The organism is Baekduia sp., from assembly GCF_035996765.1.
In the GTDB taxonomy this organism is placed as follows: Bacteria; Actinomycetota; Thermoleophilia; order Solirubrobacterales; family Solirubrobacteraceae; genus Baekduia.
In genome coordinates this window covers 1-5,127 of record NZ_DASYJG010000097.1, presented here as the reverse complement: position 1 = coordinate 5,127, position 5,127 = coordinate 1, and the positions used below count along the sequence as shown (strand labels likewise).

Below are 5,127 nucleotides of genomic sequence, written 5' to 3'. Positions count from 1 at the left end.
CTTCGAACGCGTCAAAGAGGAGATCCGCGGGGGGAGATCTGTGGCCGCGGGCATCGCCCAGGGCTACAAGAAGGGCATCGCGGCGATCATCGACGCCAACGTCGTCACGTTCATGGTGGCCTTCATCCTCTTCATCCTGGCCACGGCCGGGGTCAAGGGCTTTGCCTTCACGCTGGGCATCGGCACGCTGACCTCGCTCTTCACCGCCGTGCTGGCGACCCAGGCGGTCCTCGGCACGATGCAGCGCTCGCCGCTGATCACGCACCCCAACGCGCTGGGCGCCGGTGAGCGCAAGCGCCGCTGGACGCAGGACTTCATGGGCGCGTCGAAGTGGTTCTTCTCGATGTCGGGCGTGATCCTGCTCATCGGCGCGCTGGCCATCGGCGGCAAGGGCCTGAACTTCGGCATCGACTTCGAGTCGGGCACGCGCGCCAAGGTCGCGTTCGTCTCCGGCAAGCCCTCAGAGACGCAGGTCTCTGACGTGCTGCAGACGGCCGGCTTCAAGAACCCTGAGATCCAGAAGGTCCAGGGCGACAAGGAGCTCGGCGGCAACGGGCTGCAGATCTCGCTCGGCGAGACGGGCCAGAAGGCCGCCGGCGTCCAGCAGGTCCTGGAGAAGAAGTTCGGGCAGACCAAGGCCTATCAGCAGGACTCGATCGGCCCGACGTTCGGCAAGACGGTGGCGAACTCGGCGATCGTCGCGATCATCGCGTCGCTGATCGTCATCAGCGCCTACATCGCGCTGCGGTTCGAGTGGAAGTTCGCCGTCCCGGTGCTGATCGCGTTGATGCACGACTTGCTGATCACGGCTGGCGTCTACTCGCTCACGGGCCGGGAGGTGACGACGTCGACGGTCGCGGCGCTGCTGACGATCCTCGGCTACTCCCTCTACGACACGATCATCGTGTTCGACCGCATCCGGGAGAACGTGCCGCGCATGCCGCGCGCGGCCTTCACGCAGATCGTCAACCGCTCGATGAGCGAGGTGCTGACGCGGTCCCTGGCGACCTCGTTCTGCACCCTGCTGCCGATCATGGCGCTGCTGTTCTTCGGCGGCGACACGCTCAAGGACTTCGCCTTCGCGCTGCTGATCGGCGTCATCTCGGGCGCGTACTCCTCGATCTTCATCGCCTCGCCGGTGCTGTCGCACTGGAAGGAGCGCGAGGAGGTCTACCGCCGTCGCCGGATCCGGATCGTCGAGGACACCGGTGCGCCGGTGCCCGCCTATGCGACCGACGCGCACGCCATCACGGTCGACCCCAAGGGCCCGCAGCGTCCGGGGCGTCGGATCACCGCGCCGGAGGATCCCGAGCGCGGCGTCTCGCAGAGCGAGTTCCAGCAGTTGGTCGCCGACATCTCGCACGAGACGGCGCCGGGGCCGGTCGCGTCCAAGACGCGCGCCAAGCCGAAGCCGGCGGAGCCGACTGAAGAGGAGCTGGCGGCCGACGCGCTGCCCGAGGACCTCGTGCTCAAGGACAATAAGCGCGACAAGCCCAAGCGGCCGCGCAACAAGCGTCACGGGAGGCCCCGCTGATGGCCATGTTCGCCTGGCTCATGATGGGCATCGCCCTGTGGCACTTCGCCATCTTCATCCCGGACCGCTTCTGGGGCGGGATCGTCGGGGCGTTCCTCGGCGCGCTCTTCGGCGCGGCGATCTTCGGCCTGCTGGTCAACGGCTTCACCATCCCCGGGCAGAACGACACGCACCTGCTGCAGGCCGTCGAGGCCGCGCCGGGCGCGATCCTGGGGATGGTCTTCGTGTACTTCGAAGGCGTACGCCGCGGCATCCCCGCGCTGGACCTCTGACGGATCCTGCGGGCCGCCCGCCCGCGCCTGACGCCACGACCGTTCGGGCCGCAGGATCCGCCAGCGCGTCAATTTCCGGACGGTGCGGGATGGACCTGTCATGGCGTCCGACCGCGTTGGCACGCTGCTGGGCAATGCTCACGCCGCGACTCGATGTTCCGCCGTGCGACAGCGCCGCGGCGTTGTCGCTGGCGCGTGATCTGGGCATGTCGTTCCCGGTCGCCCAGGTGCTCGTCCGGCGTGGGATCACCGATCTCGACGCGGCGCGGGCGTGGCTGGCTGCAGAAGACGAGCATCCCGCTTCGGCGTTCCGGGGGATCGACGCGGCGATCGCGGTGCTGCTGCGCCATGCGCGCGCCGGGACGCGCATCACCGTGCACGGCGACTACGACGTCGACGGCGTCACCTCGACCGCGATTCTCGTGCGCGCGCTGCGCGCCGTCGGCGCCGAGGTCGACTGGTACCTGCCCAGTCGCAGCGAGGACGGCTACGGGCTGTCGGCCGCCACGGTCGAGAAGCTCGCCGCGCGCGGCACGAAGCTGCTGGTCACGACCGACTGCGGGATCACGGCCGTCGACGAGGTGGCGCTGGCCGTCTCGCTCGGCCTCGACGTCGTGGTCACCGACCACCACAGCCCGCGGGCCGACGGCGCGCTGCCCGTCGCGCCGATCGTCCATCCGGCGGTCTGCGGCTACCCGTGCCCGGACCTCTGCGCCGGCGGCGTCGCGCACAAGGTCGCCGGCGCGCTGCTGGAGGCAGCGGGCCACGACGCCGCGATCGCGCTGGCCGACCTCGACCTCGTCGCGCTGGCGACCGTCGCCGACTGCGTCCCGCTGCGCGGTGAGAACCGCCGCCTGGTGCGCCAGGGCCTGCAGGCGCTGGGACGGACCGAGAAGGTCGGGCTCCGCGCGCTCATGCGCGTGGCGAAGGTCGATCCCACGAAGGTCGACGCGCGCGCGCTCGGCTTCGGGCTGGCGCCGCGGATCAACGCCGCCGGGCGCCTGCACCGCGCCGACGCGGCGCTCGAGCTGCTGCTCACCCACGACGAGACGCGGGCGGGCGAGATCGCCGAGGAGCTCGACCGCGCGAACGCCGACCGTCGCTTCGTGGAGCAGCGGATCTCGTTCGAGGCCGAGGCACAGGTCGCGGAATTCGGCCCGCCCACCCATCAACCCGCGTATGTCCTCTGGGCCGACGGCTGGCATCCGGGCGTGATCGGGATCGTGGCGTCGCGGCTCGCCGAGAAGTACCACCGCCCCGTCGTCCTGATCGCACTGCGCGAAGGCGAGGCCGAGGGCACCGCCTCGGGCCGCTCGATCCCGGGCTTCGACCTGCTCGGCGGCCTCGACGCCTGCGCGTCGCACCTGCTGCGCCACGGCGGCCACCGCGCCGCGGCCGGCGCCACCGTCGCGCGCAGCGAGCTGGAGGCGTTCCGTGCGGCCTTCACGGCACACGCCGCGGCAGTGCTGGCGCCCGAGGACCTCGTGCCGGTCGAGCGCGTCGATGCCGTCGTCTCCGGCGACGAGCTCGGGACCAACCTCGCCGAGGAGCTCCGGCGCCTAGCGCCGTTCGGCATCGGCAACCCCGCGGTCTCGCTGCTGGTCCCGGCCGCCCGGCTGATCGACCCGCATCCGATGAGCGAGGGCAAGCACGTGCGCTTCACCGTGCAGGCCGGCGGGATCCGCGCGCGCGCCGTCGCGTTCAACGTCGGCGCGTTGCCCGATGGCGCCGCCGAGGGCCGTCTGCACGCGACCTTCACGCTGGAGCTCAACGAGTGGCAGGGCGCGGTCGAGCCGCGGCTGCTGCTGCGCAAGCTGCTGCCCGCGGTCTCCGAGGCACCGACCCTGATCGGCGAGGCGATGCCCGGGACTGCCGCCTGGCACGAGGCGGTGCTGGCGGTGGCCACCAGCGCGGCGGTCGGCGTGCCGGTGCTGGCCGGCGGCGTGACCGAGTTGCACGGCGGCGGCACCGGCGCGGGCGGGCGCGCTGCACGCGGCGCCTCCTACGACGGCCCGACGATCGACGGCTTGGCCGCGCGGCTGAGCGCCCGCGGCGGCTCGAGCCCCGAGCGGGGCCGCGGCGTCCGCGACCGTCGCGGCGCCGGGCTGGCCGGGACGATCGGCGCGCTCGTCTTCACCGGCGAGTCGGTGCTGGTCGTCTGTGCCGACGCGCCCGCACGCGTCCGCCAGCTCACCGGCCGTCTCGGCGGCCACGCGATCTGCAGCTGGGACGCGCTGGAGCGCGATCCCGCGCTCGCCGATGGGTACCACCACCTCGTGGCGCTCGATCCGCCCCTGCATCCCGACCAAGCGGCGCTCCTGCTGGCCGGCGATCCGTCCCAGATGGCCCATCTGGCGTGGGGTGAGCCTGAGCTACGCTATTGCAGGGATGTCCTGGACCGAGACCTCGCGCTGCGACCCAGCCTCGTCGGCACCTACCGCGCGCTGCGCGGCGGCGTCGGGCTGGATGGGGCGCTGGGAGACTGGGGCGAGGTCCCGGCCGGCCGGCTGCTCGCCGTCCTGCTCGAGCTCGGCCTGGTCGAGATCGACGACGGCGGCGCCGTCAGCGTCCCGCCGGCCCAGCACACGGACCTGGAGCGCTCGCCGGCCTTCCTGGCCGCCGCCGCGCGCCACGCGGAGGGGGCGGCATGGCTGACCAGCGCGAGCGCGACGCCTCAGGCAGCCTGACCGACGCCGCGGCGGCTGCCGCGGCCGCCGAGGCCGACCGCATCCCCGTCGACCTCGTCGTCCACCCCGAGCAGCACAGCGCGGTCGACCGTGCTGATCTCAACGAGTCCGAGCGCCGCCTGCTCTCCGACCTCTTCGCCATCGTCGAAGAGCACGCCGACGAGGCCGCGCTGCCGATCGACCGCACGCGGGTCGAGGAGGCGTTCGTCTTCGCCTGCGAGCACCACGCCGACCAGCGGCGCAAGTCCGGCGAGCACTTCATCGTCCATCCGACGGCCGTCGCGAAGATCTGCGCGGGCATGCGGCTGGACACCGAGACGCTCGTCGCGGCGCTGCTGCACGACACCGTCGAGGACACCTCGGCCTCGTTGGAGGAGGTCAAGGAGCTCTTCGGCGAGGAGGTGATGACGCTCGTCGACGGCGTCACCAAGCTCACCGGCATCACCTTCACCTCACGCGACGAGGCCCAGGCCGAGAACTACCGCAAGATGATGGTCGCGATGGCCTCCGACATCCGGGTCATCCTGATCAAGCTCGCCGATCGCCTGCACAACATGCGCACGATCGAGGCGATGCCCAAGCAGAAGCAGATCGAGAAGGCCAAGGAGACGCTGGAGATCTACGCGCCGATCGC

The 5,127-nt window shown here is 71.7% G+C and carries 4 protein-coding genes; all 4 read left to right on the top strand.

The annotated features are described in order from the left end of the window. Positions 1 to 1,534, top strand: a 1,534-nt coding sequence (secF, locus tag VGO10_RS20465) for a protein translocase subunit SecF (protein WP_327471854.1), incomplete at its 5' end; no start/stop codon positions are given. Then, positions 1,534 to 1,806 carry a hypothetical protein gene (locus VGO10_RS20460; RefSeq protein WP_327471853.1) on the top strand — a complete coding sequence of 91 codons (273 nt, stop codon included), beginning with the start codon at positions 1,534 to 1,536 and terminating at the stop codon, positions 1,804 to 1,806. The genes secF and VGO10_RS20460, both read left to right, overlap by 1 nt. A 134-nt stretch (positions 1,807 to 1,940) precedes the next feature. Continuing rightward, a complete protein-coding gene (gene recJ, locus VGO10_RS20455) occupies positions 1,941 to 4,493 on the top strand; it encodes a single-stranded-DNA-specific exonuclease RecJ (RefSeq protein WP_327471852.1) in 2,553 nt (850 codons plus the stop codon). Next, positions 4,454 to 5,127: HD domain-containing protein (locus tag VGO10_RS20450; protein WP_327471851.1), on the top strand; the 674-nt coding region annotated here is incomplete at its 3' end. The genes recJ and VGO10_RS20450, both read left to right, overlap by 40 nt.

Bases quoted from the DNA above. Each gene is read 5' to 3' on its own strand.
- recJ (WP_327471852.1), top strand. From the start codon at position 1,941: ATGCTCACGCCGCGACTCGATGTTCCGCCGTGCGACAGCGCCGCGGCG.
- VGO10_RS20460 (WP_327471853.1), top strand. From the start codon at position 1,534: ATGGCCATGTTCGCCTGGCTCATGATGGGCATCGCCCTGTGGCACTTC.